The 26,768-nt window shown below is 66.6% G+C and carries 30 protein-coding genes, 1 tRNA gene and 1 pseudogene; 20 read left to right on the forward strand and 12 right to left on the reverse strand.

The features are described 5' to 3' along the window. The first annotated feature begins 62 nt into the window (after window positions 1-62). Complete coding sequence (locus ACLJOU_RS39470; protein ID WP_410574382.1) at window positions 63-596, forward strand: NUDIX hydrolase; 534 nt, start codon at window positions 63-65, stop codon at window positions 594-596. Window position 597: 1 nt separating this feature from the next. Here ACLJOU_RS39470 and ACLJOU_RS39475 read toward each other — a convergent pair whose 3' ends face one another. Then, window positions 598-1,530, reverse strand: coding sequence for an aminoglycoside phosphotransferase family protein (locus ACLJOU_RS39475; protein WP_410574383.1), 933 nt, complete (start codon window positions 1,528-1,530; stop codon window positions 598-600). Window positions 1,531-1,578: 48 nt separating this feature from the next. Between ACLJOU_RS39475 and ACLJOU_RS39480 the strand changes: the two genes are divergently transcribed. From ACLJOU_RS39480 to ACLJOU_RS39490, 3 genes are all read left to right on the forward strand, one after another. Continuing rightward, window positions 1,579-1,968: a hypothetical protein gene (locus ACLJOU_RS39480; RefSeq protein ID WP_410574384.1), complete on the forward strand. Its 390-nt coding sequence runs from the start codon at window positions 1,579-1,581 to the stop codon at window positions 1,966-1,968. A gap of 41 nt (window positions 1,969-2,009) precedes the next feature. Next, window positions 2,010-3,143, forward strand: coding sequence for an IS701 family transposase (locus tag ACLJOU_RS39485; RefSeq protein ID WP_410574480.1), 1,134 nt, complete (start codon window positions 2,010-2,012; stop codon window positions 3,141-3,143). A gap of 428 nt (window positions 3,144-3,571) precedes the next feature. Next, window positions 3,572-4,159, forward strand: a complete 588-nt coding sequence (locus ACLJOU_RS39490; RefSeq protein WP_410574385.1) for a hypothetical protein — start codon at window positions 3,572-3,574, stop codon at window positions 4,157-4,159. On the opposite strand, the gene ACLJOU_RS39495 is transcribed toward ACLJOU_RS39490, so the two are convergent. From ACLJOU_RS39495 to ACLJOU_RS39510, 4 genes are all read right to left on the reverse strand, one after another. Then, window positions 4,157-4,231, reverse strand: a tRNA-Val gene (locus ACLJOU_RS39495). The genes ACLJOU_RS39490 and ACLJOU_RS39495 overlap by 3 nt on opposite strands. After that, complete coding sequence (locus ACLJOU_RS39500; protein ID WP_410574386.1) at window positions 4,220-5,698, reverse strand: amidase; 1,479 nt, start codon at window positions 5,696-5,698, stop codon at window positions 4,220-4,222. The genes ACLJOU_RS39495 and ACLJOU_RS39500 overlap by 12 nt, the downstream gene beginning before the upstream one ends. 78 nt (window positions 5,699-5,776) lie before the next feature. Continuing rightward, window positions 5,777-6,313, reverse strand: coding sequence for a hypothetical protein (locus ACLJOU_RS39505; protein WP_410574387.1), 537 nt, complete (start codon window positions 6,311-6,313; stop codon window positions 5,777-5,779). Between the two features lie 206 nt (window positions 6,314-6,519). Next, the gene (locus ACLJOU_RS39510) at window positions 6,520-7,155 is read right to left on the reverse strand and encodes a hypothetical protein (RefSeq protein ID WP_410574388.1); all 636 of its coding nucleotides are present in this window, start codon (window positions 7,153-7,155) and stop codon (window positions 6,520-6,522) included. A gap of 255 nt (window positions 7,156-7,410) precedes the next feature. Between ACLJOU_RS39510 and ACLJOU_RS39515 the strand changes: the two genes are divergently transcribed. From ACLJOU_RS39515 to ACLJOU_RS39525, 3 genes and pseudogenes are all read left to right on the forward strand, one after another. Continuing rightward, window positions 7,411-7,809, forward strand: a complete 399-nt coding sequence (locus ACLJOU_RS39515; RefSeq protein ID WP_410574389.1) for a TetR family transcriptional regulator — start codon at window positions 7,411-7,413, stop codon at window positions 7,807-7,809. 21 nt (window positions 7,810-7,830) lie between these two features. Continuing rightward, window positions 7,831-8,037: pseudogene (locus ACLJOU_RS39520) on the forward strand (TetR family transcriptional regulator); the annotation flags it as partial. A gap of 243 nt (window positions 8,038-8,280) precedes the next feature. Further along, window positions 8,281-8,685, forward strand: a complete 405-nt coding sequence (locus tag ACLJOU_RS39525) for a phosphoribosyltransferase family protein (protein ID WP_410574481.1) — start codon at window positions 8,281-8,283, stop codon at window positions 8,683-8,685. A 378-nt stretch (window positions 8,686-9,063) separates the two neighbouring features. Here the strand turns inward: ACLJOU_RS39525 and ACLJOU_RS39530 are convergent, their stop codons facing one another. After that, on the reverse strand, window positions 9,064-9,873 hold the full coding sequence (locus ACLJOU_RS39530) for an NAD(P)H-binding protein (protein ID WP_410574390.1): 810 nt from the start codon (window positions 9,871-9,873) through the stop codon (window positions 9,064-9,066). 82 nt (window positions 9,874-9,955) lie between these two features. Between ACLJOU_RS39530 and ACLJOU_RS39535 the strand changes: the two genes are divergently transcribed. Then, window positions 9,956-10,888 carry an AraC family transcriptional regulator gene (locus ACLJOU_RS39535; protein WP_410574391.1) on the forward strand — a complete coding sequence of 311 codons (933 nt, stop codon included), beginning with the start codon at window positions 9,956-9,958 and terminating at the stop codon, window positions 10,886-10,888. Window positions 10,889-10,995: 107 nt separating this feature from the next. On the opposite strand, the gene ACLJOU_RS39540 is transcribed toward ACLJOU_RS39535, so the two are convergent. After that, a complete protein-coding gene (locus tag ACLJOU_RS39540; protein WP_410574392.1) occupies window positions 10,996-11,334 on the reverse strand; it encodes a cellulose binding domain-containing protein in 339 nt (112 codons plus the stop codon). Between ACLJOU_RS39540 and ACLJOU_RS39545 the strand changes: the two genes are divergently transcribed. Further along, complete coding sequence (locus tag ACLJOU_RS39545) at window positions 11,249-11,440, forward strand: hypothetical protein (protein ID WP_410574393.1); 192 nt, start codon at window positions 11,249-11,251, stop codon at window positions 11,438-11,440. The two genes, ACLJOU_RS39540 and ACLJOU_RS39545, sit on opposite strands and share 86 nt — an antisense overlap. Before the next feature lie 646 nt (window positions 11,441-12,086). Here ACLJOU_RS39545 and ACLJOU_RS39550 read toward each other — a convergent pair. After that, window positions 12,087-12,470 (reverse strand): hypothetical protein, encoded by a 384-nt coding sequence (locus ACLJOU_RS39550; protein ID WP_410574394.1) that lies wholly within the window; start codon window positions 12,468-12,470, stop codon window positions 12,087-12,089. Between the two features lie 227 nt (window positions 12,471-12,697). Here ACLJOU_RS39550 and ACLJOU_RS39555 point away from each other — a divergent pair, with 227 nt between their 5' ends. From ACLJOU_RS39555 to ACLJOU_RS39575, 5 genes are all read left to right on the forward strand, one after another. After that, window positions 12,698-13,849 carry an adenosylhomocysteinase gene (locus ACLJOU_RS39555; RefSeq protein ID WP_410574395.1) on the forward strand — a complete coding sequence of 384 codons (1,152 nt, stop codon included), beginning with the start codon at window positions 12,698-12,700 and terminating at the stop codon, window positions 13,847-13,849. A gap of 199 nt (window positions 13,850-14,048) precedes the next feature. After that, window positions 14,049-14,318 carry a hypothetical protein gene (locus tag ACLJOU_RS39560; protein ID WP_410574396.1) on the forward strand — a complete coding sequence of 90 codons (270 nt, stop codon included), beginning with the start codon at window positions 14,049-14,051 and terminating at the stop codon, window positions 14,316-14,318. Between the two features lie 119 nt (window positions 14,319-14,437). Then, complete coding sequence (locus tag ACLJOU_RS39565; protein ID WP_410574397.1) at window positions 14,438-15,196, forward strand: ergot alkaloid biosynthesis protein; 759 nt, start codon at window positions 14,438-14,440, stop codon at window positions 15,194-15,196. 67 nt (window positions 15,197-15,263) lie between these two features. After that, window positions 15,264-16,283, forward strand: coding sequence for a hypothetical protein (locus ACLJOU_RS39570; protein ID WP_410574398.1), 1,020 nt, complete (start codon window positions 15,264-15,266; stop codon window positions 16,281-16,283). Window positions 16,284-16,978: 695 nt separating this feature from the next. After that, window positions 16,979-17,401: a DUF6292 family protein gene (locus tag ACLJOU_RS39575; RefSeq protein ID WP_410574399.1), complete on the forward strand. Its 423-nt coding sequence runs from the start codon at window positions 16,979-16,981 to the stop codon at window positions 17,399-17,401. Between the two features lie 132 nt (window positions 17,402-17,533). Here the strand turns inward: ACLJOU_RS39575 and ACLJOU_RS39580 are convergent, their stop codons facing one another. Then, window positions 17,534-17,671: a hypothetical protein gene (locus ACLJOU_RS39580; RefSeq protein WP_410574400.1), complete on the reverse strand. Its 138-nt coding sequence runs from the start codon at window positions 17,669-17,671 to the stop codon at window positions 17,534-17,536. A gap of 317 nt (window positions 17,672-17,988) precedes the next feature. On the opposite strand from ACLJOU_RS39580, the gene ACLJOU_RS39585 reads away from it, so the two are divergent. Together ACLJOU_RS39585 and ACLJOU_RS39590 are read left to right on the forward strand one after the other, a co-directional pair. Next, a complete protein-coding gene (locus ACLJOU_RS39585) occupies window positions 17,989-18,117 on the forward strand; it encodes a hypothetical protein (protein ID WP_410574401.1) in 129 nt (42 codons plus the stop codon). Window positions 18,118-18,517: 400 nt separating this feature from the next. Beyond that, window positions 18,518-19,320 (forward strand): IS5 family transposase gene (locus tag ACLJOU_RS39590; protein WP_410574402.1). Its coding sequence is split into 2 segments (ribosomal slippage): window positions 18,518-18,854 and window positions 18,854-19,320, totalling 804 coding nucleotides; the frame shifts between segments, so codons are not numbered across the junction. On the opposite strand, the gene ACLJOU_RS39595 is transcribed toward ACLJOU_RS39590, so the two are convergent. Together ACLJOU_RS39595 and ACLJOU_RS39600 are read right to left on the reverse strand one after the other, a co-directional pair. Continuing rightward, complete coding sequence (locus ACLJOU_RS39595; protein WP_410574403.1) at window positions 19,257-20,345, reverse strand: IS3 family transposase; 1,089 nt, start codon at window positions 20,343-20,345, stop codon at window positions 19,257-19,259. The genes ACLJOU_RS39590 and ACLJOU_RS39595 overlap by 64 nt on opposite strands. Further along, a complete protein-coding gene (locus ACLJOU_RS39600) occupies window positions 20,342-20,632 on the reverse strand; it encodes a transposase (protein WP_410574404.1) in 291 nt (96 codons plus the stop codon). Before ACLJOU_RS39600 ends, ACLJOU_RS39595 begins: the two co-directional genes overlap by 4 nt. A 286-nt stretch (window positions 20,633-20,918) precedes the next feature. On the opposite strand from ACLJOU_RS39600, the gene ACLJOU_RS39605 reads away from it, so the two are divergent. The 3 genes from ACLJOU_RS39605 (at window position 20,919) to ACLJOU_RS39615 (ending at window position 23,715) form a co-directional block, all read left to right on the forward strand. Then, window positions 20,919-21,659, forward strand: a complete 741-nt coding sequence (locus ACLJOU_RS39605; RefSeq protein WP_410574405.1) for a hypothetical protein — start codon at window positions 20,919-20,921, stop codon at window positions 21,657-21,659. Between the two features lie 375 nt (window positions 21,660-22,034). Then, entirely contained in the window at window positions 22,035-22,868 is an 834-nt protein-coding gene (locus ACLJOU_RS39610) for a hypothetical protein (protein WP_410574406.1), read from the forward strand. 46 nt (window positions 22,869-22,914) lie between these two features. After that, window positions 22,915-23,715 carry a hypothetical protein gene (locus tag ACLJOU_RS39615; protein WP_410574407.1) on the forward strand — a complete coding sequence of 267 codons (801 nt, stop codon included), beginning with the start codon at window positions 22,915-22,917 and terminating at the stop codon, window positions 23,713-23,715. Window positions 23,716-24,715: 1,000 nt separating this feature from the next. On the opposite strand, the gene ACLJOU_RS39620 is transcribed toward ACLJOU_RS39615, so the two are convergent. Continuing rightward, window positions 24,716-25,533 (reverse strand): IS5 family transposase gene (locus tag ACLJOU_RS39620; RefSeq protein ID WP_410574408.1). Its coding sequence is split into 2 segments (ribosomal slippage): window positions 24,716-25,191 and window positions 25,191-25,533, totalling 819 coding nucleotides; the frame shifts between segments, so codons are not numbered across the junction. A 93-nt stretch (window positions 25,534-25,626) separates the two neighbouring features. On the opposite strand from ACLJOU_RS39620, the gene ACLJOU_RS39625 reads away from it, so the two are divergent. After that, window positions 25,627-26,628, forward strand: coding sequence for a hypothetical protein (locus ACLJOU_RS39625; protein ID WP_410574409.1), 1,002 nt, complete (start codon window positions 25,627-25,629; stop codon window positions 26,626-26,628). Window positions 26,629-26,768 lie beyond the last annotated feature (140 nt).

Here is a 26,768-nt window from a genome sequence, read left to right on the forward strand (position 1 = left end):
GGCAGAAATCGCCGAGGCTGACCCAAGCAGCCGATGCCGGTCGGCTCTGGAAAACTTGCGGCGTGGTTAAGCACTTCACATCGAGCGTGTTCGTCTTCGGGCTAGTCCGTGGAGTATGGAAGCTGGGGCTCATCGAACATCCCCGCCTGGGGCGCTGGATGATCGCCGGTGGTCATGTCGAGCCGGGCGAGTCGCAGGTTGATGCCGCTCTTCGCGAGGTCGAAGAGGAGACTGGCCGCCGGGTTCGGTTGGTGCGGCCTCCTGGCCCTGCAGTTCCGCCGGAGTTTCCGCGGTCCCTGCTGACGATGCCGTGGTGGATCACCGAGCAGCCGGTTCCGCCGGACGGACACTGCGGGGATCGTCATGTGCATGTTGATCACCAGTACGTCGCCTTGGCCAACGCTCCGGATGAGCTGATCAGGGATCCAGAGCTCCCATTCCGTTGGGCTGTGCGAGAGGAACTCGACGGTCTCACGATGTTTGCCGACACGCGGCTGCTGGCGGCCCGTTTGTTCGCGGTCGTGCCGATGCTCGGCGCTGGCGACTTCGACGCCGTGTCTATTCTGACGTCGTTGGCCGACGGTGGACAGTCGTGATTCAGCCTTGGAGGGCGCGGACCCGCTCGTGCAGAGCGGCGAACTCCTCGCTCCGCTGGGTGCGCTGCTTCCAGAGCACGGCGAGCCAGCGCAGCGCGATGGTGCGCCGCGCGGCCTCGAACCGAGCCCGGTTGTCCGGTGTGACGCCGAGGTCGGCTTCGGAGCCGACCCAGACGTCGTCGGGAATGACGCGGGCACTGATGTGCTCGATGTGGTCGGCGGCGTCAACGGCGACGTCGGAGAAGCCGCTGAACTCGAAGTCGGCGACGTAGGTGGACTCGCCGTCGTGGAGCCAGTTGAGCAGATTTGCGTCGCCGCGGGAGTAGACCCGGGGAGCGGGCTGCGCGAGCAGTTCGGGGTCGCCGCTGTTCTTCCATCGGTGCAGGAGGGCGAGCATGTCCGGGGTCTGGGGATCGTCAGTGGCGTCGGCGAGCTGGCCGGGCCAAACATCGGTGAGCCGGGCGATGTAGTGGCCGATGGAGTCGACCCGCTCCAGGCTGGCCAGCGGTTCTTTCAGCGGAATGCTCTGCAGTGCGCGGGTGGTGTCGGCCAGCGACTTGATGGCCGACGTCGGGTCGAGGACGTCGAGGATCGGTGAGCCGGGCAGCAGCGTCATGCCGAGGGCTGGCTGTTCAAGGTCATTGTCGAGCCACAGCGGTCGCGGTGCGCTGCTCAGGCCGGCGGCGTGGGTGAGGCCGTGCCACTCGCGCTCGACGCGTTGCCGGTCGGTCTTCTTGTAGAGCTTGATGCAGGTCGGCGTGGTGGCCGTGGTCCAGGCGAAGACGTCGTTGTTGCGGCCACCGTCGAGTACCTGCAATCCGCGTTCCTCGAGCGTGGCGGCCAGTGCGTCAGGTCCGGCCGTGCGTGCGGTGCGCAGCGCGCTGAGCAGGTCACTGGGAGCGGTGTGGTCGCGGTGGCTGGCCAATGTGGTCATCGTTTCGGACTCTCGGTTTCGGCTCGGCGCGGATTGACGGGATCGGGCGTGGTCAGCGTAGAAGACGGGCCCGGTATTTTCGCGGTGCCTCGCACACGAGCCCAGGTCGATGTCGCCCGTCTGGCTGAGCTGGCCCAGGGCGGCATGAATGGCGAGGTGGGTGTCGACCGGATCGAGGTTGGTGACATCGAGGGCGCTGAGCTGGGGGTCTCGTTCGACAAGCAGCCCGTAGGCGTGGTCGACCCAGGTGAGGTGAGCGCGTTGCTCGCCGGTGAACGTGGGACGGCGGTCTCCGCCGCGTTCGTCGGCGCGACGGGCGGCGATGTCCGGGGGTATCCGCAGCCACAGCGCTCGGGTGGGGCGCAGCCCGGCCAGGACTGTGAGGGCATTCAGCCAGTCGAGGGCGACCTTGGTAGGGGTCCGGTGCTGGCGAACTAGTACTGCAACGGCAGTTAGCAGCGTTGTGGTAGATCATCGTGGTGGTGGTCGATGTGGTGATGGATCAGCTGGATCGGGTGCATGAGCGGATCGCGGGCCGGTTCGCGCGGTCGGAGCCGCGGGCCCGGGCGCGGGAGTATGTGTCCGGGCTGGTCGCGGGGTTGGAGCGGAAGAACGGGTGGACGCTGGCCGAGCAGGCCGGTGAGGTGTCGCCGGATGGGATGCAGCGGTTGCTGCGCTGGGCGGACTGGGACATCGACGGTGTCCGCGACGACCTGCGCGACTACGTTGTCGAGCACCTGGGCGAGCCCGGTGGTGTGCTGATCGTCGATGACACCGGGTTCCTGAAGAAGGGCATCCGCTCGGCCGGTGTGCAGCGGCAGTATTCGGGAACCGCCGGCCGGATCGAGAACTGCCAGATCGGAACGTTCCTGGCCTATGCCTCACCTCGTGGGCATGCGCTGATCGATCGCGAGCTGTATCTGCCCGAGCCGTGGATCGCCGACCCGGACCGGTGCCGACGGGCGGGGATCCCGGGTGAAATCGAGTTCGAGACGAAGCCGCGCCAGGCCATGGCGATGCTGGGCCGGGCGTTCGCGGCGAAGGTGCCGTTCGCGTGGGTGACCGCCGATGAAGCGTATGGGCAGGTCAAGTACTTGCGGTTGTGGCTGGAGGCCCACGATGCCGCGCACGTGCTGGCCACCAAGGTCAACGACACCCTGGTCACCACCGGCGGCCGCGAGGCCCACGCCGACGAGCTGATCGCGGACCTGCCAGCCCGGTCGTGGCGGCGGCTGTCGGTCGGTGCCGGAGCACACGGGCCACGCGAGTACGACTGGGCGCGGGTGCCGATCCGGATCGGCTGGCAGGCCGGACGCGGGCACTGGGTGCTCGCCCGCCGCTCGATCACCGATCCGACGGAGATCGCCTACTACGTCTGCTACGGGCCCCGCCGCTCGACGCTGCTGGACCTGGCCTGGATCGCCGGCAGTCGCTGGCGGATCGAGGAGTGCTTTCAGCAGGCGAAGAACGAGGCCGGGCTGGATCAGTATCAGGTCCGGTCGTGGCGGGCGTGGTATGCCCACATCACCCTGTCGATGCTCGCCCACGCCTGGCTCGCCGTCTCACGATCCCTTGCCACAAAAGGGGAACTGATGCCGCCGAGTCGGGCATGATCGGATTCACGCTACCGGAGATCCGGCGCCTGCTCACCAAGCTGGTGTTGCGTGTCGCCGACGCCGCCGACCACATCTGGGCATGGTCGCGCTGGCGCCGCCGACGACAACACCAAGCACGGCTCAGCCACTACAAACGCCGCGGCTACCCACTCACCTAACTGCCGTTGCAGTACTAGCACCGCGAGGACGTATCCGAGGAGCACGGCCTGAGTGTGCCAGCCGCCAGCGACCGGCCGGGCCGGGTGTCCTGGCTACGCACGGCACGTCACGTCGGCGCGTCTTGGGATACTCGCGCTCGTGCACCGTCCCGACGACGTGCCGGCAGTGCATTTCCTGCTCTCGCTGATCGAGCCGGGGCACGCGGCCCGGATGCGCCGGCACCTCCGGATCGGCAAGCCGGCGCGCTTGAGCGACAAGCATGCGGCGTGGCAGCTCGATCGGCTGGAAGCGCCCCGGCCGCGACCGCGCCCCTGCCGGTGTCGGTGCGCTGCGAACGGCGGAACTGTGCACACACGGAACCGGACATCCCGGCCGGCCCGCACGGGCTGGTCGGCGGGCTGCGCGAGGCGCGGACGCTGCGGTCGGCCCGGGCGGCGGTGCGCGCCGTCAGCAAGCGCGACTGGGCCACGGTCGCCGAGGCGGATCGGAGGGAGCCGCTGCCCGGCTTCGCGCGCTGGGCGCTGGCCGAGCGGATCGACTGCCCGCCGGAGGTGCGGGCGCGGTTCGGCTCGCACCGCGAGTTCACGAACCGGTTCCGCGAGGCGGGCATCGTCGAACCGCGGGAGTACGTCGAACTCGGCCGCCCGCCCGCGGACGTGCTGGCGGTGCTGTACTTCGGCACCAAGCTGTTCCCGCACCGGGCCGGGGAGGCCGCCGCGCTGCTGGCACCGCTGGTGCGTGCCGAGCTCGGGGCGAACCTGGACGCGTGGGCGGCGCTGGCGGACCTGGTGCCCGAATTCGCCGGAACGGTGCCCGAGCTGGTGACCACCAGCGGCGCGGTGACCCGGGAGTGACGGGCGGCTGGATCCGAACCAGCGTGTCCCCCTTGTCGAGGAGGCGCGGCTGCCTCTGCGCTACGACCCGTCGGCACGGACCCTACCGGGGGAACCCGGCCGCCGGAAACCGCCGGTTTCCGGCTCGAGCAGTTCGGCCAGCCGCAGCGGGGTGCGGTCTTCGGACATCGGGCCGATGAGCTGCACGCCGACCGGCAGGCCCTCGGGGGACCGGCCCGCCGGGATGGCGCTGGCGGGCAGGCCGGGCATGGTGGCCAGGCCGGCCCAGACGAGCTGGTCGAAGTACGGGTGGTCGACGCCGTCGATGGCGATGCGCCGGTCCATCGGGTTGGGGTGGTGGTCGTGCGGGAAGGCGGGCGTCGGCGTGATCGGGCAGACGACGGCGTCGAACTCGGTGAACAGCTCCCGCCAGCCGTGGCGGTGCACCTCCCGGCGGTGGTTTGCCTCGAGCCACTCGCGGTGGCTGAACAGCAGGGCGCGCAGCCGCACGGCGTCGAGACTCCGGTCGTCCGCGCTCAGCCCGGCGACGCGGGTCCGCAGCTGCTCGTCCGTTTCGAGGGGAAAGCGGGCGACGGAGCCCGAAATAAGCAACTGCATGTAAAGGATCGCGGCTTCGGTGAGGTCGGGCAGCAGCGCGCTGTGCCGTTCGACGCGGGCACCGCTCTCGACGAGCGCGTCGGCCACCCGGTGCACGCCCGCCCGCACGGCGGCCGCGGTCGCGATGAGCGGGTGCTCGTCGAGGACCAGGACCCGGAAGTCGCGGAGTCTCTCGTGGCGGGCAGGCGGCAGCGCCAGCCGGTAGGCGACGCCGCGCGTCAGCGGGTCCGGTCCGGCCATGACGTCGAGCAGGAGCGTGAGGTCCCGCGCGCTGCGCGCCATCGGACCGACGACGGCGAGGTCGGGATCGACCGGCAAGGCCGGCTCGGAGGGCGCGACCATGCCGCGGCTTGCGACCAGCCCGAGGGTCGGCTTGTGCGCGTAGACGCCGCAGAAGTGCGCGGGGGTGCGCAGCGAACCGGCGAGGTCGGAGCCGATGGACAGCGCGCCGAACCCGGAGGCCAGTGCCGCCGCCGACCCGGACGACCCGCCCGCCGTGCGTCCGGGATCCCACGGGTTGGTGGTGGTGCCGTAGATCTCGTTGAAGCTCTGGATGTCCTGCAGCCCGAGGGGAACGTTGGTCTTGCCGAGAACCACGGCACCGGCGGCCTTGAGCCGCGACACCTGAACGGCATCCTCGGCGGGCAGGTAGTCCCGGTACGGCGGCATCCCCCAGGTGGTGGGCAGCCCGGCGACGTCGTAGCACTCCTTGACGGTCACGGGAACGCCGAGAAGCGGCCGGTCATCCCCACGCGAGCGAGCTTGATCGGCTCGCAGCGCGGCGGCCCGGGCCCGATCGAAGTCCGGTACGCAGATCGCGTTGATCACGTCGTCGTGGCGTTCGATCCGGGCAATGGCCTCATCGGTGAGTTCCACGGATGTCACGGCACCGGCGCGTAGTGCGGCAAGGAGTTCTTCGGCTGTCTTAAAGCTCCATTCCATGAATCCGACGCTATCGGGGCGCCGTGGAGGGCACGAAATTCGTTTTCGCACAACAACCTTGGTGCACGAGCTCGGTGATCAGTTCGCCGTCTTCAGTTCGCGGGCGCGCTGGAACGCGTACCAGATGTTTTCCTCGTTGTAGCCGATACCTTGCGCGTGCGCGCCCGTGAAGCCCTGCAGGAACACGAACAGGGCCAGCGGTCCCGCCTGCTCCGTGCGGACCAGGTTGATCAACGTGGGACTTCGGTAGACCAGGCTGGTCTTGCGGCCGGTGTAGAAGCCCCACTTCAGGTCCGGGTTGATCTTCCGCAGCACCTCGCCCGCGAACCAGAACACGTCGAAGGTGATCCCGATCCAGTAGGGCCGCGCCGACTTCGGATCCTGGAGATCCGGCTCGACCTCGGCCTTGATCCACTCCAGGACGGTGCGGACGCCGTCCTCGTCGAACGTCGGCTCGATGCCGTTGAATTCGAGCAGCGCGGTCAGCTCTTTGATCCGGTCGTCCTTCATCCGCAGCATGTCGTCGTAACATTCCCGCGCCTTCGCCCGCTCCATCGTGCGAAGCGGGCCGGCATGGACCGGGATGTAGGGAAACCACCGGCCCAGTTCCATCACGTGCTGATCCTAACTTCCGCGTCACAGGTGCGTGATCGCTGTGATACCGGCCTGCATCAGGCGCTTCGCCAGGCCCTCCGTGCAGCCGATCGTGCCGGTGGTCGGGCTGCGGAAGAAATGCCACTCGACGCTGTCGATACCGTTGCCGGCCTCGCGCAGGTTGCGGTGTCCTGAGCGATCTCCGCCCGAGTCCGCCGGTGCTTTCCTTATTGTGCCGAAAGAACCGGAAGCAGCAGCCGCGCGTACTGTTCGCGGTCGATTTCGGTGACGAAGGCGGGGTGGCGGGTTGCCGTGCCCAGATCGCGCCAGATCCGCTGCGCCGGATCGGATTCCGCGAATCGGCCGGCTCCGCCGACGTCCAGCAGTTTGTCCGCCGCCTGGCGGATCTGCCGCGCGGCGAACCCGCAGTCCATCCGGGAACGGGCGATGGCGAGGGGAGACATTTGCGTTCCGGTGCGGGTGGCCCGGTCGACGGTGCGGGCGGTGCGCGCAGCCTGCAGGATCGCGCTGTCGATGAGCATGGCCGCATCGGCGACGTTCGCCTGCACTCCGGGGGAGTCGATCGCTCGTGCATGCGAGCCCATCGCAGAAACCAGCGGCCGGCCGCCGCTGAGTTTCGCCACGATGTGGTCGTAGGGCCCCATGCCCATCCCCAGCACCGGTGCGGCCAGCGCACCCATCAGGCCCTGCGGTTTCGGTACGCTCCGCGGCGTCGAAGGCCCCAGGGCTGTCCGGGCCGGGAAGACGACGTGCTCCTCGGGGACGAACACGTCGTCCGCGATGATCGTGTCACTGCCCGTGCCACGCATCCCGGCCATGTTCCACGTGTGTTCGACCGACAATTCGCTCGTCGGAACCAGCGCGAACCCGCTTTCCCTGGCGTCTCCTCCGCCTCGGTCACCACGCTGAGAATCGCCCAGGACGCGTGGTGGATGCCCGAAGCCCAGCCCCAGCGGCCACTGAGCAGGTAGCCGCCGTCGATCGCCCGTGCCGAGGCGGCGCCGGCGGAGGAACCGCACACGGTCGCTCTAGCGCTGATACTGAGTGTCGTTTGTGACACTACAGTACCAGGTTTGGGCTGTAGTACCGTTGACCTGGTGAGCAGGCTGCCGGAGCGGGACGAGCGTCGTCCCGGTGCACGTGAACTCGCCCGGCGTGCCATGCGGGCGCAGGTGTCCGACATGGCGCTCGAGCTGTTCCTGGAGAAGGGCTACGAGCAGACCACCATCGACGACATCTGCGCGGTCGCCGGCATCTCACGCAGCACGTTCTTCCGTTACTTCCCGTCCAAGGAAGACATCTTCGCGAGCGAGACCTCGTCCGCGGTCGACGAGATAGTGCAGGCGTTGCGTCAGCGACCGGACGACGAGCCCCCGTGGGCGGCGCTCCGCCAGGCGATGAGCCCTCTCGTCGAGCACTACGCGAGCCAGACCGACCGCGCGCACCGGCTGGCCGCGCTCGCGGTGGCGACCCCCGCCCTGGCGACGCTCCAGTAGGAAAAGCACGCGAAATTCCAGGCCCTGATCGCTCCCGAGCTCGCCCGGCGGCTCGGTGCCGACCCGGCCGACTCGACCGATCCGCGGCCACGCGCCCTCATCGCCGGCGCCCTGGGGTGCCTGGACGCCGCCGTCGCGGCTTGGATCGCCGGAAACGGAACGCAGCAACTGGGCCGGCTGCTCGACCGCGCGATGGCCTCGATCGGCCTCGACGCGCCTGCGCCGTAGCGAGCCGGCGAGGTCACTGGTCCACATCGGACACATTCTGGAGAAACCCGATTGCTTGCCGAAGCCGGCGCCGCGATCATGGGCCGGTGTCCGGAGACCGGTGGCTGCAGGAGGTGAAGTCCCGGGCTCCGTGCCGCCTTCACTTGGCACGGAGACCGGACGGACCCGGATTACTACGCCGACGTCACCGGCTGGTGGCGTGACCCCGGCCTGCTCGCGCACCTCGGCCCCGCGCTGGCGCACCTGTTCGCCGGCGAGCGGCCCACGGTCGTCGTCGGGCCGGAATCCCGCGGCTGCTTGCTGGGGCCGCTGGTCGCCCTGCGTTGCGGCGTCGGGTTCGTCGAAGTCCGCAAAAACCGGGTGGGATCCAGCGACAGCGACGCCTGGCGGCAGCGAATCACTCCACCGGACTACCGAGACCGTCACCTCACCTTGGGTTTCCGCAAGAACCTGATCGAAAGCGGCGACCGCGTGCTGTTCGTCGACGACTGGATGGAGACGGGCGGCCAGGCCGCCGGAGCCCACCTCCTGGTCGAGGACGCCGGCGCCACCTGGATCGGCGCGGCGACAGTGGTCGACGGACTGCGAAGCAATCAGGTCCGGCGGCGCCTGAATGTCCGGTCATTGCTGCACGTCCGGGATCTTTGACTTCGTCCGGTGTGCGGTCAGGTTCGGGCTGCGGGAAGCCCGAGGGCCGCGCACGTACTGCCGTTGCCCGGAAACACGCCGACCGCGCCTTCGGTCGCATTCGCGGCTTCTCCGGTGAGCACGCAGGCGACGAGCCGTCCGGAGCAGTAGGCGATCTCTCGCTCGGTCGGCGCCACGGGACTGCCCGGCGCAGCGGCCGCCAGGACACCGGGAGCCCCAGCTCCGTCGGCGACGGCTCCGACACCCATCACGGCGGGCTTCCTCGATGGCATGATCGCCGATTTCTACCCCGCCGAACACCCAGCGACGATCCGGTCGGGGGTGCGCGCATTCGGGCCAGTGGCTCGGCGGCGCTCAGTCGTCTATGGGTTCGCCCCGTCATACGACAGGCTCGTCCTGGCGTGGCCAGGTGGTGGCCGCGACGAAGTCCTCGAACGACCGCGGCGGCCGGCCCAAGGCGCGCTGAACCCCATCGGCCAGGTCGCCACCACGGCCGTCGCGGAGGTCGGCCAGCAGCCCGGTGAGCAGGCTCGCCACGTTTTCCGGCACGCCGTAACGGATTTGCCGCTCGACGAACGCCTCCGGGGCGACGTCGAGGTAGTCGATCTTCCGTCCGGTGGCCCGCGCGATGAGCGCGGTCGCCTCCGCGAAGCCGACCGCCCGGGGGCCGGTCAGCTCGTAGACCTGGCCGTCGTGCCGATCGTCGGTGAGCGCCGCCGCCGCGACCTCGGCGATGTCCTCGGCGTCGACGAACGGGGCGCGTCCCTCACCGGCCGGGAGGGCCAGCGCGCCGTCGCGGATGCCCGCCGCCCAGGGGCCCTCGCTGAAGTTCTGCGCGAACCAGTTCGGGCGCAGGATGGTCCAGCCCGCGCCGCAGCCGCGGACGGCTTCCTCGGCGGCGTGCAGCGGATGGCCGGTTTCGCCGGCGCGCGGGGCGGACAGCAGCACGAGCCGGCGGGCGCCCGCCGACACCGCTTCGGCCACGAACCGCGCGAGCCGGTCCCCGGCGCCCAGGTTCGGTTCGACGAGGTAGACGGCCGAGACACCGTCCAAAGCGGAGGCCCAGGTCGCGGGGTCGGCGAGGTCGAAGCCGCGGGTGCGGGAAGCGACCCGGGCGGCGGCGCCCAGCTGCCGGGCGACGCGGCGGCCGGTCTTGCCGGTGCCGCCGAGAATCAAGGTGGTCTGCATGTCCGCAAGCCAACCCGCGGTCGGCGAGACGATCCATGGGTGGAAATCCCCGATACCTTTGTCAGCGTCTACAGTGCGGGGAATGGACGTCCTCAGCGACCTGCTGCACCGGGCCCACGCCGGCCACGCGCTGGTCCGGCAGCTGATCCAGCGGCCGCCGTGGTCGCTGGCCTTCGCCGATGCCCCGCCGCTCACGCTGGTGGCCACGCTCGGCGGGTCTGCGTCGGTGCGCGTCGGCGACGCCACGCCGGTGCGCCTCGCCGCCGGGGACCTGGCGCTGATCAGCGCGTCGACGTACACGATCGCCGACGACCCGGGCACCCCGCCACAACTGGTGATCCGCGGGACGAAGAAGTATCCGATCACCGACGCGCAGCCGGTGCGAAACCCGGCACCGCGCACCTACGGCGACGGCGAGCCCGGCGCCACTACCATGCTCCGCGGCGCTTACGAGCTGCACGGTGCGGCCGCGGAACGGCTGCTCGCCATGCTCCCGCCGCTGGCGGTGGTGCCCGCCGGGCCGCGGACCCGAGGCGCGCTGGACCTGCTCGCCGCCGAGGTGGCCTGCGACGAGCCGGGCCAGGACGCCGTGCTCCGCCGGCTGCTGGACCTGGTGCTCGTGCTGGCGCTGCGCGGCTGGTGCGCCCGGATGGAGCCGCCGCCCGCTTGGTACCGGGCGCTGAGCGACGCCGGGGTCGGTGAAGCCCTGCGCTTGCTGCACACCGAGCCGGCGCACCGGTGGACGATCGCCGAGCTGGCCGCCCGGGCCGGCCTGTCCCGCGCGGCATTCGCAGCACGCTTCGCGCGCCTGGTCGGCGAGCCGCCGCTGACCTACCTGACCGGCTGGCGGATGACGCTGGCCGCGGACCTGTTGCGCGACACCGAAGACACCATCGCGGCCATCGCCCGGACGGTCGGCTACGACGACCCGTTCGCGTTCAGCGTCGCCTTCAAACGCGTCCGCGGCACCAGCCCTTCGGACTGGCGCCGCACACGGGCGGCCCCCGGTTCGTGAGCGGCCCGGGTGCTCGACGAGTCGCACAGCGGCTGCCCGCCGGGTGCTATAGGTACGGTAAAACGGAATTCGCGGGCCGAAGAGTGACAGGATTGGGCGCACCCCGTTCATCCAGCCGGACAGGCGCCCCCATTCACGGTGAATCCGGTCGGAGCGGGGTTCGAGGCGGCAAAAGATCCGTTGAAACCCGTCGTGAAGGCCTCGCCCGGCTGGAGATCCGTTTTCCAGGACGGACCCAGGACGGTCAGCCGGCTTCCGCGTTGGGTCCAGGTGCCGTTCCAGCCGTCGGTCAGTCGCTGACCGACGGTGAACGTCATGGCCAGCGACCACGAACGAAGAGTTTCGGGCCCTCGATTCGTGATGGTCGCCGATGCGGTGAAACCGTTCGGCCAGGAATGTTCGACCGCGAAGTGGACTGAGCAGCTCGCCCGAGCCGGCGCGGTCATCGGCGCGCTGCTCGAGCCGGCGGCGGAGGTCGGAGCGCTCGGTCGACTCGACGGCGGTAGCGCCGGGGTGTGGGTGGCGCTTGCCGAGACCGGCCTGGCTGTGTGAGACGGTGATGACACAGGGGATTCGGTCGTGCTCGAGGATTCGGCGGACAGCACCGTATCCGCGGAACTCGGGGAAGACGTGCCAGGGGTCGCGGTCGCCGGCGGCAGGGACACGAAGCGGAATTCCGTGTTCGGCGGGTTCGACGGAGCCGCCGTGGCGCCGATCAAGGCGGCGAGCCCACATGCGACAGCCGTGACGCCGAGAGCCACCGTGGCCTGTACGCTCCTCCGCGGCTTCGTGGGAGCCTGGTAAGCCAGGTGTTTCCCTTGGCGGCTGCCGAGTTCCCGCCCTTCGGGAGCGGCGCCGGTGACACCGTGGCCAGGTTCTGTCGCACCAGCCGGCCTTCGCGCGCGAACTCCCGCGGTACGAAGAAGTTCGTCCACCGAGAACTGGTCGTCCTTCCGGTGCCCAGGGGGCATCACTACCGAACCTCCAACGTTCGAACAGCCCTTCCGATTGTCCGCTTTGGACCGGCGCGAACAATTCGACCGCAGCACGGACCGCCTTCACCGCGGCGAGCACGGAGAAGGTCGAGAGTGACTCCTTGGGGATTGCTCCGTCTGGGGGAGCAGGGCTGACGGGGAATCTTGCGGCTCCCATGATCGCATACTCGTCGCATCAAGGCATCGGTCGAGCCGCCGATCCGTTACAGCCTCGACGAGTTGCGCCGGCGGATGATTCGAGCTGTGATCACCGTACTCACTGTCCATTGCGGAATTCGGCTCATTTCACGAGCGGCGATCAGCGTAGTCCACATTGGGCCAATTAAACGCATCTGCCAAAGATAACAACGCCACAACGGTGTCGGCGCCCGCGTCGGCGCAGCGGACCGGTGGATCGTGCACGTACTGCCCGCGACCCGCGGCGCGGACAAGTTCGCGCCGCCGTCGTTGCTGTAGGCCTCGCTGCTTCCCGGGTAAGGTGCGGAATCGTAGCCAATGCCGTCCGTGTCGGCGAACAAGTCGTGGTCGCCGTTGTTGATTTCGCGAGCGGGGGCGTCCGGCCAGGCGACCTCCGTGACCCACGTCACGAGCGTCAAAGAATGACCGCTGACTTGACAGGTCGTCGCCGAACTCGGCCTCGGCTGGTTAGACTCGGCTCGTGCCGACGAACCGGGTGGTGCCCCTGATGCCGATCTTCGGCGACCACTCGTACCGGTGCGACTTCTACGGCTGACCCGATCCGGGATTCCTCCGATACCCCGCGCTTCGTTCGCGCGGGCACCCGCAACGGTCCACCCGGAAGAAGGCTGTACTCATGCACGAAGTCCGCTCGACCCATGCCGCGACCGGCTGGGCCCTCAAGCACATGCCGCTCACCACCCGCGCTGTCGACGAGCTGGCGCCGGTACTGACCGGCCGCCGGCTCGCCGTGTGCCTGCACATCGAGCCCAAGACCGCCGCGCTGGTGACGCTGCTGGCGGCGGCCGGGGTGGAGGTGACCCTGACCGGATCGCCGGGCACGACGCACGACGACGTCGCCGATGCCCTGCGCCGGCTCGGGGTGGCGGTGCACAGCCGTCGCGACGACACCGAGGACGACCACCGCCGCAACATCGGGGACGTCCTGGCGTCCGAGCGCGACATCACCTTGGACAACGGCGCCGATCTCACGATCGCGTTGGCGGAGGCGGGAATCCCGCCGGGATACCTCGGGGGCACCGAGGAAACGACGACCGGGGGCATCCGGCTGCGCGAGCGCCGGACGCCGGTCGCCCACCCCGTGGTGGTGATCAACGATTCACGGCTAAAACTGCTGGTGGAAAACGAATTCGGCGTCGGGCAAAGCGTCGTGCAGGGCTTCATGAACGCCACGAACCTGATGGTGCCCGGGATGCGGGCGGTGGTCCTGGGTTACGGCCCCTGCGGTCGCGGCGTCGCCGGCACCTTGAGCCGGATGGGGGCGCGGGTGGCCGTGTACGACCCGGACCCGATGCGTGCGCTGGAAGCGATCCTGCACGGCCATCGCGTGGGAGAAGCCACCGAGCTCTTGCGCGACGCCCAGGTCGTGTTCACGGCGACCGGCCACCCCAAGGTGCTCGGAGCCCGCGAGATGGCCGTACTCCCCGACGGGGCCGTGCTGGCGGGCGTCGGACATTTCCCCTGGGAGATCGACGCGGAGGCGCTGACGGCGGCGACCACCGAGGTCGTCGAGTACGGCGACCGGTCCCGCCGGACGGGGTACCGGCTGCGGGACGGGCGCGAGCTCGTCCTGCTCGACGGCGGCCGGATGCTCAACCTGACGGCCGCCAACGGGAACTCCATCCAGGCCATGGACCTCGGCCTCACGTTGCAGGTACGCAGCCTCGCCGCGGTCTGCACGGGCAGCCTGAGCGCCGGCGTGCAGCCGGTTCCGGCCGCGGTCGAGCAGCGAATCGCCACTGACTTGGTGCGGCAGCTGAGTTCCTGAGGTCACCGTGCGGCAGGCTTGAGCCGGCCTGCCGCACGGTAGGTTGAAGCGCTGGCTGGTTCGTGAATCCGATCGACCGGCCATGGGGTGAGCGGGTCGGCCGCATCGATCTGCGGGTCCGCAAACTGCCGATCCATGGCCCGGAAGACGGCGAAGTGCAGTCGAAGGACGGCGACCCGACCAAGCGAGTGGAGAGAAGATGTGGGCGGTCACCGGCTACGGCCGAGGTGAAAGCCTGGTGTTCGAACAGGATCTCGCCGGGCTCGGCGAGGACGAGCTGGCGCGTTTGCTCGGCGGCGATCCCGGCGAGTACCAGGGCGGTGACGTCGCCATCTCCGCCGAGGGCCGGGAGCTGCTGGCGGACAGGCACGGAATCCGCTTCGAGCCGGACGTCGAGTATTTTCTCAGCTACTTCCGGGACTATCCCGGGCAGGTGGTGGGTCGGCCAGGAGGCGACGGCAGGCAATGAGGACGCCTCCACAGCGGACTATTCGAAGCCGCTTGAGCCCGGAGGAAGTGCGTCGCGCCAACGGATGGCAACGAGGGCTGGGGTAGCGCGCGCGGGGCGACCCGATGACAGGAGTGCTCGTGACCGGCGGCACCGGGAAAACCGGTGGCGAACTGGTTCGGCTGTTGCGTGGCAGTGGTGTTCCGGTTCGCGTGGCCAGCCGCCACCCGGCCGACGGCGACCCGGACGCAATCCGGTTCGACTGGGCCGATCCAGCCACTCACCAGGCCGCTCTGGCCGGTCTAAACCGCGTCTTCCTGGTGCCGCCGGTCCAAAGCGTCGACCCGATGCCCTCGGTCGGGCCGTTCTTGGCCGAGGCGCGGCACTTCGGCGTGCGGAAAGTGGTGTTGCTCGGCTCGGCCATCCCGCTGGCCCCGAGCGCGCCGGAACTGGCGGCGGAGGTTCAGGCGCAGCCCGGCGGGGTTGTGCTGCGCCCGTCCGGGTTCATGCAGAACTTCTTGAGCCCGCACCCGCTGGGCCGGCGGATCCGGCGAGACGGGGAAATCCGCACCGCGGCCGGTGACGGCCGGATCGGGTGGATCGACACGCGCGACATCGCGGCGACCGCCGCCGCCCTGCTGTCCGATCACGACGCTGTCCCAGGAGACCGGCGTGACTACCTGCTCACCGGCCCGCGGTCGCTGAGTTACCCGGAGGCAGCGGCGATCATCACCGCTGTCACCGGCTTGCCGGTCCGGGTGGTCCGTGTCAGTGTGACGGCCGGAGAGCGGGTGCAGTACTCTGCCCGTTTGGCCAAGAATTTTGTCCATATTCCTGTCGATCGTACTGTTTTCGATCAACCGAGTGCTAATCTCAAACAACGCGACTCTGAGATATAACGGAGATTATCATGCCAGTCATTGACGGTAAGAATTATCATGCCAGTCATCGACGGTAAGGATTATCATGCCAGTCATCAACGGTAAGGACGAAGAGTATGATTTTGAAGACCTTGTCCGGGATGTCTTGAATGACAGTAAAGTCCAGGGCTGCCTGCGCAGGAACGAGATTAACGCGGATCTTATCAGGCAAATCGCCGCAGATAAACATCGGGAATCGCCGCACTACCGGCTCTGGAATGTAGTCAGTCTTGTTGTAAAAGCAGCGCGTTCAGGTGCTGTGCCGCAAACCGTGCCTGCTCGGCCGCAAGCCGAGTCCGAATTCACTCCGAATGTGAAAACAGGAGTTGTCGGAATCGATTGTCAAGCTATGAATTGGCCGCCGACAATCTTAAACATGCCATCGACGTTTTCCGCCCGGGTGGATGGTGGTAAATTTGACGCCCATCCCGGACGAGTAGGGTTCATCTGGGAGTTGAGGTTTCGCGTGGCGGCGGGAGTCGATGAATACGAGGTCGGTACGATGCAAACGGCGCACAAAGTATTTCGCGTGTGCGAATTGAGGCCGCCCGGTGAAAATCCACCCTTCGGCGTACTCGTGACAAACATGACGGGGAGGGCGGCAAATGATCGTCATGCGTCGGCAACCCCACCTTGGTACTCCGCGAACGAGTGGCTGGGTCCGCAGCGTCTCCGTGGAGGGGCTATTGGCGACTACAAGGTAGTGATTGACGACCAGCCAGGCTACGATTTTGTCATCAAAGAGGTTGCCAGGGACCTGAGTATCGACGATAATCTAAATCTGTACGCGGTCAGCGGAAACGATGTCTTCACGTCTTGGGTGATTTTGCGAAAAGCCTCGACTGGAGCTATCTCGTACTTGTACCACTGCGATTGGTCCATCGCCTACAATATTGCCGGGTGTAGCGTGACCGTCAGCGCTCAAGGTCTTGGTCAAGGAGACAACACACCCGTTCTCGACGGTGCCCGAGCGGTCGAAGAGTGCCGCATTGACACCAGGACCTATGTCATCGACAACTACAAGGACGACGGCAGCAGCGTCGGCAGCGGCAGCGACGGCGACTGAAACCGAAGGCGCAGATGAGCCTGGTTGGCCGCCACCACGTGTGCAACGTCTTGGCCGCCCAATTCGGATCCCATACGGCGATCCTGCACGACCCGCTTGCTGCCCGGCAGCCCGACCTCTGCCCATGAGCGCCAGGTGCGCCCGGATCAGCACGTGCCGACCACGACTGTGACCGGCGCTTTGTCCTCAGCGGGCGGCCCCATGGTCAAGTGCCTCACTGGGGACCGCGCTGGCCGGCAGCGAGCAGTGCCGGTCGTGCTGTCTGGTCAAGGGCGTCGTCCGCTCGCGCTGGTGCAGCCAGCCGTACGCGTTGGCCAGACCGGCGACGCGTACGTCGCCGGTGGGCAGGGGTTGGTCTGAGCGGAGCGCGGTGATCAAGGTGTCAGCCAGGGCGTCGCTGAGCTAGCTCTACTGCCGAAGCGCCCCGCCTGTTGAGACCGGCAACCCGCCGGCCATCCACCGCGTGGATATCCGTACTAGTCCCTTTCCGTGTCGCGCCCTTTCGGTGACGTCGGGTCAGCCGGGCTCAACCCGGATCGGCGCAAGCACCCGAATGAGCTTCCGGGCCGCGGGAAGTAGTCGTTTGACGTGAGTCGATCAACATCCGCGCGCCGTGACTGGGCGGGCGTAGCATCGACCGCCACGCACAGCTACCGCCAGGTGAACCCGGCTGGGGAGAGAGGTGACCCGATCCGATGGAGCTGGATGAGGACTCGGCCCCGGCGCGAGGATTACGCTGCTATCTGGAGCTGGTCGGGGCCGCCGTCGGCGCAGGCCCGGACCTGGTGGTGTGGATGCTGGACGTCCCCGCGACCGCGTATGTTCCATTGGTGGGGCGGCTACCGGGGTTCCCGGAGCTGGATCTGGCTCTGGTGTGGGACGAACAGGTCGGGTGGGCCGCGGCGATCGAGGCCGACTCCGGCTACGAACTGATCGAAGTCAGCTACCTTTCCGGGGACGTACTACCCGTACCCGCAGTGGTGGCCCGTTTCGTCGCCTCGCTGCTGCTGGGCGGTCGGCCCGGCCGCCCGGACCGGGTGCCGCTGCGCGAGATCGGTGACTGCGACCTCGACCGCCGGCTGGCCCACTATGTGACGCCCTACCGTACCGCTGGCTGAGGGACGCCGTAGCGCAAGGGTTCCGCGGCCGTCCTGAGGTCGGGGATGGGATGGCACGGTCGTTGCCGCGGTCCGCCGGGGTGCGCCCGGCTCGGCGGACATGACTCGGGCTGGGGCCTGTGTCGAAGTGGGTCAGAGCCATTCGCTGATCGCGGCGATGTGGACGGTGGCTTTATAGCGGACGGCGAGCTTGCCGTAGCGGGTGGCCACGGCGCGGTGGCGTTCGAGTCGGTTGATGCCGCATTCCACCGCGTGCCGCTGCTCGTACATCGGCAGCGCCGATTCCCCACGTATCGGTGCCTCTGCCCGACTTCTGTGGTTGCACCCGTGTGATAACAGGAGTTCGATCCTCGATATTGCTGAGGCATGGCCCCGAATGTGATGCAGGAAGCCGACGTGGTGGCGCTGTCCGACCGGGTCGGTGAGCTGCTTATTTCCATCCGCTCCGCCGAAGCCGAACTCGGCGCTTTTCTCGTGGAGAGTGGAGGATCTCCTGCCGCCACCGGCTTTTCCAGGCTGTTGGGACCAGGCCACGCTTGGTGGCGTCATCGCGTAGGCGGCGTCGCTGCGGTGGCGTCGAGGCCTCGGTGACCACTCCCGCGGCACTGATGTGGATCAGCACCACCGACGCCGGCCACGGCAGCCGCCCGATCGCGCTGACCCGACGCAATGCGGACGCGTTGAACGTGGCCGATCTCGCCACCAGTACACCCTAATTACATCTCACCTCGGTCCGGGCCGCCTGCAGCACAGGATGCTGTCCACCCGCGGGGCCACTCAACCGGCTGCTTCCTCGGACCGGCGCCATTGTGTCGCGGAATGGTGATACAGCACCCGGGGTGGGACGGCGGGGATTTACATCGGGTGTCTGGCGCCGCGCGAAGGCGAGGATGTCGGAGACCGAGCCGTTGATCCACTGCGGCAGCTCCGGCTCGGTGCCCTCCGCGTTGTCCTCCAGCAGCGCGACCAACGGGCCTGCTCCGTCGGACGTCGGTACCGGGCCACGACCTGGTAACGCCACCCGGTGGCGGTCACCTCTGCTTCCCCTTAGGGGTCAGTTCAGAATGAGTCGGCGTGTCACCTTGCCTGACATGCGGGGCTTTCCAGAATGTTGGTATGCGTGAGGAGGTCCTGACCGACCAGCTGTGGGAGCGGCTGGAGCCGCTGCTTCCGGTGCATCCACGGCGTTTCCGCTATCCGGGTCGCAAGCGTGCCGACGACCGGGCTGCGCTGGAGGGCATCCTGTACGTGATCCGTACCGGTATCGGCTGGAACCGCCTGCCGACGGCGTTGTTCGGCGCTTCCGGGGCTACCTGCTGGCGGCGGTTGACCGAATGGCACGAGGCCGGTGTCTGGCAGCAGTTGCACGAACGCCTGCTCGCCGAACTGCGTGCCGCCGGGCTGCTGGATCTGTTGGCCGCGCTGGTCGACTCGACCCACCTGCGGGCTCTCAAAGGGGGGAGCACACCGGTCCCAGCCCGGTCGACCGGCGCAAGCTTGGCTCGAAGCACCACCTGATCACCGACGCTACCGGCATCCCGCTCGCGGTCACGCTAACCGGCGGTCATCGCAACGACGTCACCCAGCTGATTCCGCTGCTCGACGCCATTCCACCGATCCGAGGTGTAGTCGGCAAGCCACGGCTCCGGCCCCAGCGGCTCTACGCCGACCGCGGCTACGACCACGATAAGTACCGCCGTCTGGCCCGCGCCCGCGGCATCACCCCGGTCATCGCCCGCCGCGGCACCGAACACGGCTCCGGCCTCGGCGCCACCCGCTGGCCCGTGGAACGCACCTTCGCCTGGCTCAAAAACTTCCGCAGCCTGCGCCTCCGCACCGAACGACGAGCCGACGTTCACCAAGCCATCCTCAGCCTGGCTTGCTCGATCATCTGCCTCCGTAAACTTATTCTGAACTGACCTCTTAGCGCGGCGCTGGCCGCGCTGCTGCTGACCCGCCGGCGTCCCCTCACCCAGGGACCTCCCGGTCTGGGCGAGCACGCCATTCCGGCTGGGCCGGCTTGTCCGCCTGGACGTTCCTGGAGTTGCCTCGGTGGGGCGGGCAGAGGGGTTGCTAGGCGGCGTAGTAGCGGGTGCAGGTTTCGGCTGGGGCGTTCGGCCGATGGTGGAGTGCACCCGCTGTGGTTGTAGTGGCGCAGGTAGCGGAACACGTCCTGGCGGCCCTGGGCTCGGGTTCGCCAGGTAGTAGCACCTATCTCGGTCTTCAGGGTGGCGACGAAGACTTCGGCGACGGCGTTGTCGTAGCAGGACCCGACGTGCCTGACCGAGGGGCGAATCCGATGTTCGGCCGGCGCGGTACGCAACTGGTCCGAGGTGTTTGGCCCCCGCGGCCGGAGTGATACGCCGCTTTCGGGTGAATGAGGCCGCGGGTCGCCGTGAGGTCGACGGCCTGGCAGACGAGGTCGGTGCGCATGTGGCCGCCCATGGCATGTCCCGACGATTTCGCGAGTGTGCAGGTCGATGACCGTGGCCAGGTAGAGCCAGCCTTGGAAGGTGGGCAGGCAGGTGATGTCCCCGACCATCCGCTGTCCCGGCGCCGAGGCGGTGAAGTCGCGGCGGATCAGATCGGCCACCGGAGCCACCGGGCCGGCCGCAGGCCGGGTCACAACCCGGCGTTTGCGGCGAGTGATCCCGGCCAGGCCATGTTCACGCATCAGCCGCTCCACCCGTTTGTGGTTCACGGTGTGGCCGCGGCGGCGCAGTTCGGCGGTGATCCGCGGGACACCGTAGGCACCGCGGTGCTCGGCATGAATCGCGGTGATCAGCCTGACCAGCTCAGCCTCGGCTTCCGCTCGCGCGGCCCGGGCCTGCTCGGCGGCGACCCATTCGTGGAAGCCTTGCCGGCGCAAGCCCAGGACCTGGCACAACCGCTGCACACCGAACTCGGTGCGGTGTTCGGAGATGAACCGGTAGCGGTAGCTCATCGATCCATCTCGCGCGCAAAATAGGCGGCCGCTTTGCGCAGGATCTCCTTCTCTTTCTGCAGCTCAGCGACCTGCTTCCGTAACCGTGTCACCTCATCGGTCACCGCCGGGTCTTCTGCTGGTGGGTCGGCCTGGGTGGCCTGCTTGGCCACGTTCACCCACGAGCGCAGGGTCTCGTGGTTGACCCCGAGTTCGCGGGCGATCTGCCGCAACGGCCGGTCACTGGAGTTGACCAGCTCGATCGCGTCACGACGGAACTGCTCCGGATACTTCGACCTGCGAGACACCGGGACATCCTCCCTCCAGACCACCGTCTGGAATCAAGGTGTCCGCCCCAAGGGGCAACCCCACGCTTGTGGTTCACCCAGGTGGCCGCGGTGGTGCAGTTCGGTGGTGACCCGCGGTACGCCGTAGGCATCCTTGAGCTCGGCATGAATCTCGGTCATCAGCCTGACCGGCTCGGCCTCGGCTTACGCCCGCCGGGCCCGGGTGGCTTTGGTGGCGACCCGCTCATGGAAGCCTTGCCGACGCAAACCAACCCAGGACCTGCGACCCCGCTGGCCAGGGGGCGTGGTGATCGCGGCGTTCGGGCTTGTCGGTGCCGTCGCCGTCCATGGGTGTCTCGACCTGACCGCGGTGGCGTTGCCGGCGCCGCTGGCCAGCATGGTCGTCGGGGTGGGGTTGTTCGTGTGGCTGCACCGGGTCGCTCCGCGTGGACGACGCAGCGCGAAGACGGGGAGAGGGCCGGCAAGCCGCGCCGGGCGTTCCCTGTTCAGCGGTGCCGGGGTCGCCGTCGGCGCCGGCTTGCTCGGCGGCGGCCGGCTGCTCAGCGGCACACGCGACGCCAGGCCTCCCGTGAGGCGATCGGCAAAATCGCGAACCGCTTCCGCCAGGACGGCACATCCCGGCGGAAAAACGGCCCGATCCGGTCGAATTCGCCGCCGTTGCAGATTCTGCGATCACCGGACTGGCGAATGTTCCTTGCTTTGGCTGGACGTGGTGGACGTGGTGGGGCTGCCCGGTCAGCACCCGCAGCACCTCGTCGAGTTGCTGCGGGACCACGTGTCGGGTTGCGGAATAGGGCTGAAGGGAAGCCTGCAGGTCGTCAGCGGAGCACCCGGGGAGGACGACCGGAAGGATCTTGGCCAGCCACCGAGGCAGGTACGCATCGAGGTGCTGGAGCAGCAATTCCTCGGCTTGTCTGCTTTTCGGCTCCGTCGGCTCGACGGGACCCTCCCACGTCGGGCGGACGACGATCCTGAAGGGGCAGTGTCACTCGAAGTACCTCACCGGTTCTTCGAGCTTCTGGTGTAGTGCGAAACAATACCTCCAGCCGGTTCGGGCTTGGTGGTGGGACAACCAGGGAAGGAACGGTTTCACCGGGCCGACGCAGGGCGCAGTATTCGTGGGTGTTTCTGAGACCAGCAGAGGGTAGTGTGTGCGTGCGATCGAAGTCTGCTTGCCTTGGGGGTCAATCGTTCGGGCAAGTGGGCCTGTACCGGGTCCTGGCGGCCGCAGTTGCACGATCGACTGCCTGATAGGGGCTTGCTCGCTCTTTATGCTGGGTTATCCTGGCGGGAGTGGAGTGCGCCCGGACGGTGCGCCAGTTGCGTGTTAAGACTTGATCTGTGAGGTGTAGTCGTCACGATGCCTACGAACAACATTGACAGTAACGATTCTCTTAGGTCCATGGTATTGAGTATCTTTGCTAATGCAAGCTGTGACTGGGGCGATACCAATGCGTATTTCTTGTACCATCTGGGGGCAGCGCTATACGAGCGGAACGCCAATCCCTCCTATTATCGGGATTCCGAGTTTTGGGATCGACTCCAGATGAGCTTTCAAGCGTCGCCATTGACGAATGTTGTTGTGGAATTGCGCAACGTCGCTGATGCCGAGCGGAAAGAAGACGAAGACACGAGCAGGTGGTTCAAGCTTCTGTACGATGATGCGATTGCTACATACACAGAATACGTGAGACGGGAGCAGGTTGAGCAGCAGGCGCAGGCCGCGAAGCGTGAGGCCGAGCAGCGGGACCGCATCTCATCGGCGCAGGATGGAGCGGCTGCAAGGGCGGTGAAAATGCAGCAGCAGCGCGGTTCCGGCGAGCAGCTGGGAACCTCGGCTGAGGACACTTCGGCTGCCTGGAAAAAGTACATGGCCACCATCGACAACTCACATTGGGATGGCGCCGAAGAAGACTGGCCGAGGTTCTGCTCTACATTCCTCGCTGGTGTCGTTGCCCTAAACTCCGAAGCAATATTGTCGTACGCGAAAGCATTAATTGAAGCGTTAAACCTGATGTCGGTCCAGGAAAAGATCGAAACGCTGAACCGCTATGGCGCGAAGCTCGTCGTGTCGACCGGCCATTCCGTGCCGGCTCTCGGTCATAAACATGATGAGCGCTCGCGTGCAGTCGAGGCACTTATCGGCGAGCTCGAAAGCGAAGATGCAGATTTCGCGAAGATTACCCTCGAGCGCCGCCGCGAGTTGGTCCGCTATGTGCTTCGGGGCGCGTATTAATCATAATCAGAAATAGACAAAGAGCGAGCATTGGAAGGCGTAGACCATGACCACTCCACAAACGAGCCCTCGGGATGAGCGGTCCGATGAAGTTCGAAATGAAAAATCCGGCCCGGATACGGACGGCGAAGAGAGTGAACTCGACGAAGAAACCTACGACGAAACGAGCGGTGAGAACGATAGCGAAGAGGACTCCAGTCAGGAAGATGGTCCGCAGAGCCTGTTGGAGAAACGATTCGTGGCTGCTGCCATGAAGATTACCGGCATGAAGATTACCGGCATTCAATTAACTGCAAAGTCTAATGATTCCGCGCCTGCGGTGGTCACTCAGACGGTGACAATGTGCAACCCTGAAGTAATTTCCGCCTTCACTGGTAAAATTGGTGTGACACGCGACCTTTTATGGGACAACACGGGAATGGGCCCGGAGTCGAAGCTGACCGAAGTTGTCCACCCCATCCAGCTAACGGGATGTTTTGCTGATATTGAGCCTACGACCTCCACAAATGCGCGCTTCCCCGGTGAGGCCGGCCAAAACAGTGACGAACACGGCGTTATTCCAAGCATCGTGCAGACTGACGGCAAGTACGAGGCGGACCAGCTCTTCCTGCAGTTTCATAAAGGTGATGTTGTGGGCGTCGTTCCCAATTCGGGCTTCAGGGTCACGCGAGAATCATTCAGCGAAGAAGTGAACGGTGTGTCCCAGCGGAAGCTGCGAGTGAAAGTTGAGCCGGTCGCGGTCAGCCTCACTTATGAAGGGAAAACGTGGAATGCAGCCCCTGGAGGCGGCGAGTCCATCATCGAGACGGTGGACGTGCCCCCTGCCCCGTCTAGCGCGGGACTGTAGGAGTCCGTGCGAATTTCGATCCTGGAAGCGGCATCGAAAGGACGGCATGATGTCCGGCGGGGTGGGATGAAGCTGATCGGTGAGGATGAAGTTTCCGGCAGCTGACCAAGCAGGACTGTTTGGTTGCGGGTGGTGCAGGCACTGGTCCCAATCGTGCGCATTGCCTGAAGATCGCGCAGGATGGCGTGTGGGGTCAGGCTGCCTGCTGAATGACGGACCTCGAAATCAAACCTGGCTACTACCTTGAACCTGGCCGATGGGTGACGAGACTGTGGCGGGTGATTATCGGCGTTGCAGGCGAAGTGGTGCAGCCGCAGCCGTTGCGTCGGGTCCGGCGTCGGCCAGCACCGCGGTGACCGTCGGCTTGTCCGCGTCGAGGGCTGTGGTTGCGTGCATTCGCCAGTACCACCACCCGTGCTTCCTGGAACGCCGACCGGTGTTCGCCGATCCGGCACACCGGACGAGTCGGAAGGGGCCGGCCACCAGAGCTCCACGGTTTGACCGGCTGCGATGTCATGATGATCGACTTTGCACAGTTGAGCAACAGTGCGTCTGGCCCGGCACTGACCGCGAAACAGGGCCAAGGGTGCGGTCACGACAACAGGCCAACGTCTTCGGCGCGCGGTCGTCGGAGCACGACCTCGCAGTGACCTGCGATCCTCAGTTACCTCGGCGGGCGCCGAGAAGGCGTGAGCGACGAAAGTCGATCCGCTGCCTGAGTACGGTGCACGCGAGCTCGAACCGGCTATCGCCACGGAGCGACCGTCGACCCTTGCCGCGTCGGCAATGTCGACCTCGGCGAGCCTCGACACGTGGGACTCTTTCGTCGACTCCTGTGCAATTCCGCTTCACCCCATCGGATTGTCATGGATCAGCTAAATCGAGGGCCGGCTTTCGATCGTCGCTCGCCAGTCGATCCGTCGCGGCACTGTCGCCTCGGTCAAGGTGTACATCGCTGAGATGTGGGTGTTGCCCTGATTCTTCGCCCTTAGAGCGTGTCTCATGTGGTGAGTTTGCGGAGTCTCTTGTAGCAGGTGAGACTGGCTCCGAGGATGACGAAGGCGAGGAAGTGCTCTGCTTTGCGTTCGTAGCGCAGGGTCAAACGTCGGTATCCGGTGAACCAAGCCATGGTCCGTTCGATCACCCAGCGGTGTTTCCCGAGTTTGTCCTTGGATTCGATGCCTTTGCGAGCGATGCGGACCTTGATGCCGCGGTCGCGGACCCAGCGGCGCAGGTCGGGCTGGTCGTAGGCCTTGTCCGCATGCAGCTTGGCCGGCTTGCGCCGCCGCGGACCGCGGCGGGACTTGATCGCCGGAATCGCCATCACCAGCGGTTTGAGGGCACAGGAGTCGTTCGTATTCGCGGCGGAGACCGCGACCGCGAGCGGCAGCCCGCCCCGGTCGGACAGGGCGTGGATCTTCGAGCCGGGCTTGCCCCGGTCCACCGGGCTGGGACCGGTCATAGATCCCCCCTTTTCGCCCGCACGCAGGCACCGTCCACGATCGCGCGGCTCCAGTCGATGAGACCTTGGCTGCCGAGCTCGTCCAGCAGCGCATGGTGCAGTCCTCGCCACAGCCCCGCTTTGGTCCATTGACTGAAGCGGCGGTGTGCGGTCTGGAACGGAACCCCGAATGTCGGCGGCAGATCCCGCCACGCACACCCGCTGGTCAGCACGTACACGATCGCGGTGAACACCGCACGAGCGTCCAGCGGAGCAGTGCCACCACCCTGCGGACGCGACTCGAACACCGGGATCAACGGCTCCGCCAACTCCCACAACTCATCCGGCACCAACCGCAACGACAACCGGTCAACCACAACCAAAGATCATCGCTCACCAGCGGTCGATCACCACGTAAGACACGCTCTTAGGGCACCTTCGAGGGGGCTGAGCGAGCGTACTATCCGTACATGCCGATGAAAACCACATGCGACCGTTGCGCGCAAAGCCTGAACACTCTAGACAACGGAGACGGAATACGGCTCGACATCCCGCCGGATGAATTCGTGATGCCGTGCAGTCATCAGTTTCACGTCAGATGTCTCCTGTCTGCGTTCATGTCCGATTCCGACGCGCAGGCGTTAGTGCAGATTCCTGGCTCAGTCCCCGTCCCATTGTGGGACGTCCACAGCGTGGACCGGAATGGCGAGATAATCCTCACTCAAACTCCAGGCACGCATTACTTACGCAAGGTTGTTTCCGTCAAGTGTCCGAACTGCGGCCAGGGTGCATTGACGAACGAATGGGAAGATACGCAGCGGACCCGCTTGGCAGAAGCGCTGAGAAACAGCAATATCCGGTCCGTCAGAGAACTGGGCGAAGTGTACGCCGATCCAAATGATCGACGCCACGAACCTCTGCCCGAAGCACAGCTAGTAAATCAACGGCAAATCCTGGTGCACGACAGCAGGATGATCTGGCTGCGAGACGGCCTTGATAAGAACGACTTGGCGATCGACGGCAATCGCATCATGCACTTGCCCACATGGCAAACATTTACCCCCGACAGTAACGAGGAATCCGACTCGGCGTCGAAAAGAGAACAACTGGCAATGCTGCTGCGAATCCTTGATTTATTGGAGGAGCAGTTCAATGTTGTAAATAGTCCCAATGCTACACCTGATACCCGCGTCATGAGAAAGATCAATAATACACGTCGTTGGATAGGCGAAAATTCAGCTCGGGCGCTACAGGCCATGATAGATCTGTGGGGAGTCGACTGGAACAGTTCAGAACTGCCGGTTCCGGGACGGCCTGGCCGCACGGTAGCCGCTGTGTTTGCCGCACAGGTCCAGTTGACGCTGGAGCGTGCGGCCACTCTCGCGCAGGGTGAAGAGCCACAGTGGGATTTGAAGACAGTCGCTCTACTGCTTCGCAAACTGCGGGCGGACCTGGTAGGCGAGTCCAAGTGACGCAGTTCGACGGTGCCCAGCCTGTCGGACTCTAGTCGTGACGTCCACGGACGCGCCTGTACCCTTGAGGCTGCCATTGATGACCGCGCGGCGACGTAAGCCTCCGGGCGACCTGACCCCGGTGGGAGGTTGCCGGGGTT

It is taken from the genome of Amycolatopsis sp. cmx-4-61, from assembly GCF_046548775.1.
Taxonomy (GTDB): domain Bacteria; phylum Actinomycetota; class Actinomycetes; order Mycobacteriales; family Pseudonocardiaceae; genus Amycolatopsis.

Bases quoted from the DNA above. Each gene is read 5' to 3' on its own strand.
- ACLJOU_RS39615 (WP_410574407.1), top strand. From the start codon at position 22,915: ATGACCACTCCACAAACGAGCCCTCGGGATGAGCGGTCCGATGAAGTT.
- ACLJOU_RS39545 (WP_410574393.1), top strand. From the start codon at position 11,249: ATGGTCGCCGATGCGGTGAAACCGTTCGGCCAGGAATGTTCGACCGCG.
- ACLJOU_RS39535 (WP_410574391.1), top strand. From the start codon at position 9,956: ATGGACGTCCTCAGCGACCTGCTGCACCGGGCCCACGCCGGCCACGCG.
- ACLJOU_RS39625 (WP_410574409.1), top strand. From the start codon at position 25,627: ATGCCGATGAAAACCACATGCGACCGTTGCGCGCAAAGCCTGAACACT.
- ACLJOU_RS39540 (WP_410574392.1), bottom strand. From the start codon at position 11,334: ATGACCGCGCCGGCTCGGGCGAGCTGCTCAGTCCACTTCGCGGTCGAA.
- ACLJOU_RS39500 (WP_410574386.1), bottom strand. From the start codon at position 5,698: ATGGAATGGAGCTTTAAGACAGCCGAAGAACTCCTTGCCGCACTACGC.
- ACLJOU_RS39575 (WP_410574399.1), top strand. From the start codon at position 16,979: ATGGAGCTGGATGAGGACTCGGCCCCGGCGCGAGGATTACGCTGCTAT.
- ACLJOU_RS39560 (WP_410574396.1), top strand. From the start codon at position 14,049: ATGTGGGCGGTCACCGGCTACGGCCGAGGTGAAAGCCTGGTGTTCGAA.
- ACLJOU_RS39475 (WP_410574383.1), bottom strand. From the start codon at position 1,530: ATGACCACATTGGCCAGCCACCGCGACCACACCGCTCCCAGTGACCTG.
- ACLJOU_RS39580 (WP_410574400.1), bottom strand. From the start codon at position 17,671: ATGTACGAGCAGCGGCACGCGGTGGAATGCGGCATCAACCGACTCGAA.
- ACLJOU_RS39555 (WP_410574395.1), top strand. From the start codon at position 12,698: ATGCACGAAGTCCGCTCGACCCATGCCGCGACCGGCTGGGCCCTCAAG.
- ACLJOU_RS39610 (WP_410574406.1), top strand. From the start codon at position 22,035: ATGGTATTGAGTATCTTTGCTAATGCAAGCTGTGACTGGGGCGATACC.
- ACLJOU_RS39530 (WP_410574390.1), bottom strand. From the start codon at position 9,873: ATGCAGACCACCTTGATTCTCGGCGGCACCGGCAAGACCGGCCGCCGC.
- ACLJOU_RS39595 (WP_410574403.1), bottom strand. From the start codon at position 20,345: ATGAGCTACCGCTACCGGTTCATCTCCGAACACCGCACCGAGTTCGGT.
- ACLJOU_RS39570 (WP_410574398.1), top strand. From the start codon at position 15,264: ATGCCAGTCATCAACGGTAAGGACGAAGAGTATGATTTTGAAGACCTT.